This window comes from Burkholderia sp. 3C (assembly GCF_054589155.1).
The window spans coordinates 53,864-57,295 of record NZ_BAAILN010000069.1 but is presented as its reverse complement, the minus strand read 5'-3'; the positions used below and the strand labels follow the sequence as shown (position 1 = coordinate 57,295).

4 protein-coding genes are annotated in these 3,432 nt (G+C 68.8%); 2 read left to right on the top strand and 2 right to left on the bottom strand.

The features are described 5' to 3' along the window. The first annotated feature begins 177 nt into the window (after positions 1 to 177). Positions 178 to 1,050 carry a DMT family transporter gene (locus ACYP33_RS12695; RefSeq protein ID WP_459622069.1) on the top strand — a complete coding sequence of 291 codons (873 nt, stop codon included), beginning with the start codon at positions 178 to 180 and terminating at the stop codon, positions 1,048 to 1,050. Between the two features lie 26 nt (positions 1,051 to 1,076). Here ACYP33_RS12695 and ACYP33_RS12690 read toward each other — a convergent pair whose 3' ends face one another. Together ACYP33_RS12690 and ACYP33_RS12685 are read right to left on the bottom strand one after the other, a co-directional pair. After that, positions 1,077 to 1,667, bottom strand: coding sequence for a hypothetical protein (locus ACYP33_RS12690; RefSeq protein WP_414439581.1), 591 nt, complete (start codon positions 1,665 to 1,667; stop codon positions 1,077 to 1,079). 15 nt (positions 1,668 to 1,682) lie between these two features. Further along, entirely contained in the window at positions 1,683 to 2,594 is a 912-nt protein-coding gene (locus tag ACYP33_RS12685) for a LysR substrate-binding domain-containing protein (protein WP_459622067.1), read from the bottom strand. Between the two features lie 198 nt (positions 2,595 to 2,792). On the opposite strand from ACYP33_RS12685, the gene ACYP33_RS12680 reads away from it, so the two are divergent. Further along, positions 2,793 to 3,432, top strand: a 640-nt coding sequence (locus ACYP33_RS12680) for a carotenoid oxygenase family protein (RefSeq protein ID WP_459622065.1), incomplete at its 3' end; no start/stop codon positions are given.

Sequence of the window (3,432 nt, the reverse complement as noted above, 5' to 3'; positions counted from 1 at the left end):
GCCGCTTCGCGCTCCGCTGCGCGAACGGCGGCCGTTTTGACTGTGGCGCGCCCCCTGTCAAATCAGATTTCCTGAACCGTACGTCAGTCAAACTCGTTTGCCGCCCCCCGCGCGTTCGCGTCCAATCGTGTCATCGATAACCATCTGCATGACGAAGCATCGCGGAGAACCACAACGATGAATACGATCCGGCTCGTGACGCTGGCCGCCATCTGGGGCGCCTCGTTCCTGTTCATGCGGATGGGTGCGCCGCATTTCGGCGTGGTGCCGCTGATCGCGCTGCGGGTGGCGATCGCGGCCGTGCTGCTCGCGCCGGTATTGCGCGATGCGGGCGCGCGCCGCGAATTCCGCACGCACTGGCGGCCGCTCGCGGTGGTGGGCGTGATGAACTCCGCGCTGCCGTTCTGCCTGCTGACGTTCGCGGCGCTGTCGCTGACGGCCGGCGTCGATTCGATCCTCAACGCCACCACGCCGCTGTGGACGGCGATCGTCGCGTTCGTCTGGCTGCGCGCGCCGATGAAGCGCCAGCAGGTGGCGGGCCTCGCGCTCGGCTTCGTGGGCGTGCTGATCCTCGCGGGCGGTGAGCTCGGCAACGGCGGCACGCTGCCGGCGGTGGCCGCCGCGCTGCTCGCCACGCTGTCGTACGGCTTCGCCGGCAATTACTCGAAGCGCACGCTCGCGCAGGTCCGGCCGTTCGTGTCGGCGTTCGGCAGCCAGGTGTTCGCGGCCGTGGTGCTGGTGCCGGCGGCCATCCCGTTGTGGCCGGCCGGGCCGCTCGCGCCGCTCGACTGGCTGTCGGTCGCGCTGCTTGGCACGGTGTGCACGGCGCTCGCGTATCTGCTGTATTTCCGGCTGATTCAGGATGCCGGCGCGCAATACGCGGCGTCGGTCACGTTCCTGATTCCGGTGTTCGGCCTGGTGTGGGGCGCGATCTTCCTGCGCGAGGCGATCACGGCGCAAGCCGTGGCCGGCTGCGCGGTGATCCTGCTCGGCACGGCGCTGGCCTCGGGCAAGCTCGGCGGCCGGCTGCCGCTGGCCTCGCGGCGCTGAATCTCACGCTCGCGTTTGCATCCGCCTCACGCGCGCCGCACCAGCACCACCCGCTCGGCCTCCGCAACCTTGACGAAATCCGACGGCAGCTTCGGCAGCAACAGCGCCGGCGCGGCCAGCCATGAACACAGGGAGTTCTTGGAGAAGCAATCGCGCACGACATCCGAGATGCCGTCCTCGGATTCGCACTCCAGCTCCCACCCGCCCGCCACCACGAACGCGCTGGCGTAACGCGCCGCCAGATCGCGCGCACGCAGCACATGCGCCTCCAGTTGCGCATCCGGCGTATCGGTCGGCAACGGGAACGACAGCGTGATCCGGCTGCCCGACTCGCTCTCCTCGATGCCCACGCAACTGCGCGCGCCGGCCGATTCGCCGAGCCATTCGCCGTACAGGAACAGCAGTTCGTGCTCGGGCTCCAGGTCCTGCAACAGCGCCTCGCCTTCAGGCCAGGCCAGGCTTTCCCATTCTTCCGTCTCGTAGCTGAACAGGCTCGCTTCCTTGAATTCGCCGAACAGCGGCAGATAGGTGTCGCGCACGGCGAACGCGAGCGCCACGCGCTCCTCGTGGTTCAGCGCACGGCTCAGGACGATGGGGATATTGAAACGTTCGGACATGATGTAAGGCTTCCTTCAAGGCATTCGGTTGGATGGCTCGCCCGCCGGCTCGCTGACCTGCTGGAGCCACTCGCGAAACGCGACGATCTTCCATTCGTCGCGTCGCGCCACATCGCACACGGCGTAATAGGCAAAGCGCGTCGGCCACGGCCGCTCGATCACGCGCACGAGCCGCCCGGCGGCCACGTCGTCGCGCGCATACACGTCGCGCACCAGCGCGATCCCCTGCCCGGCCAGCGCGGCGCGAATCAGCAGCGTGTCGTCGCTGTAGCGCGTGCCACGCGAGGCGCGCGCATCCTCGGTGCCGAACGCGCGCAGCCACAAGGTCCAGTCGGCGCGGTCGGCGTCCTGCAACAGCGGATACGCAAGGCAATCGGCCGGCTCGTGCACCGGGCGCGACAGGTCGAGCAGCGCCGGGCTGCACACCGGCCACAGCTCGGGCGCCCACAATGGCCAGACCGCATGGCCGGGGTAGTCGCCCAGGCCATGGCGGATCGCGACGTCGGCATGGCCGCGCCGCAAATCCACCAGCGCCGCGCCGCTGTCGATCTCGATGTCGAGTTCGGGGTACGCGGCCTGGAACGCGGCCAGGCGCGGAATCAGCCAGTTGCCGGCGAACGACGCGGTGGTGGTCACGTTCAGGCGCGCGCCGCGGCCCGGTTCGCCGCGCAGCGCATCCCACGCGCCGCCAATCTCGAGAAACTGCGGCGCGATGCGCGCGTAGAAAGCACGCGCGGCATCGGTCGGCGTCAGCTCACGCGCGCCGCGCACGAACAGCGGCATCGCCAGCCGCTCCTCCAGGTTGCGGATCTGCTGGCTGACCGCGCCCGGCGACACGCACAGCGCCTCGGCGGCCTGCTTCATGCTGCCCGCGCGCACCACCTCGACGAAGGTATGCAACGCGGCAAGCGGCAGCGACGAACTCATGAAGGTGGAATCTCCGCAGAGAACAGGGATAACGAACAAGGCAGGGTGAGCGCGAATTATCCGTCAGCGCCGCGCCGGATGCGACAGCGGCGCGCACGCATCGATTCGTTATTTATACCCGGACAATATTGACAGTTAATTTACACCCGGATATAAATAAGATCCTTCGCCGCCCGAGCGGCCCATGGAACCTGCCCGATGCCCTCCCCGTTCGATCTCAACGCCGGCGCGCTCGCGCCGGTTTCCCACGAATCCGATCTCGCCGAGCTGCGCGTGACCGGCACGATCCCGCCCGACCTGAACGGCCGGCTGGTACGCAACGGCCCGAACCCGCTCGACGGCCGCTTCGCCGGCCAGGACCTGCTGTCGTGGTGGCCGGAGGCGGCGATGCTGCATTCGGTCGGCTTCGCGAACGGCCGCGCCACCGGCTACCGCAACCGCTGGCTGCGCACCCGCCGCTGGGCCGAACGCAACGCGCCCGAACGCGCCGCCGAGGCGTTCGACACCAATCCGAACGTCAACCTGATCCACCATGCGGGCGTCACGCTGGCACTGGCCGAAGGCGGCATTCCACTCGAAATCGGGCCGACGCTCGACACGCTCGGCGGCCCGCGCCGCCACCCGGCGTTTATCGACGGCACCAACGCGCATCCGAAGCACGATCCGCGCACGGGCGAATTGATCGGATTCCGCGCGCATTGGGCGCCGCCCTTTCTGCGCTATCAGGTGGCCGCCCCGGACGGCGCGACGCGCGTCGATCAGCCGATCGACCTGCCGCGCGCGGCGATGATTCACGATCTGGCGATCACGGCGACGCACAGCCTGCTGCCCGATCTGA

Excerpts from the sequence above, each read along its gene's own strand:
- ACYP33_RS12685 (WP_459622067.1), bottom strand. The coding sequence starts at position 2,594 with ATGAGTTCGTCGCTGCCGCTTGCCGCGTTGCATACCTTCGTCGAGGTG.
- ACYP33_RS12690 (WP_414439581.1), bottom strand. The coding sequence starts at position 1,667 with ATGTCCGAACGTTTCAATATCCCCATCGTCCTGAGCCGTGCGCTGAAC.
- ACYP33_RS12695 (WP_459622069.1), top strand. The coding sequence starts at position 178 with ATGAATACGATCCGGCTCGTGACGCTGGCCGCCATCTGGGGCGCCTCG.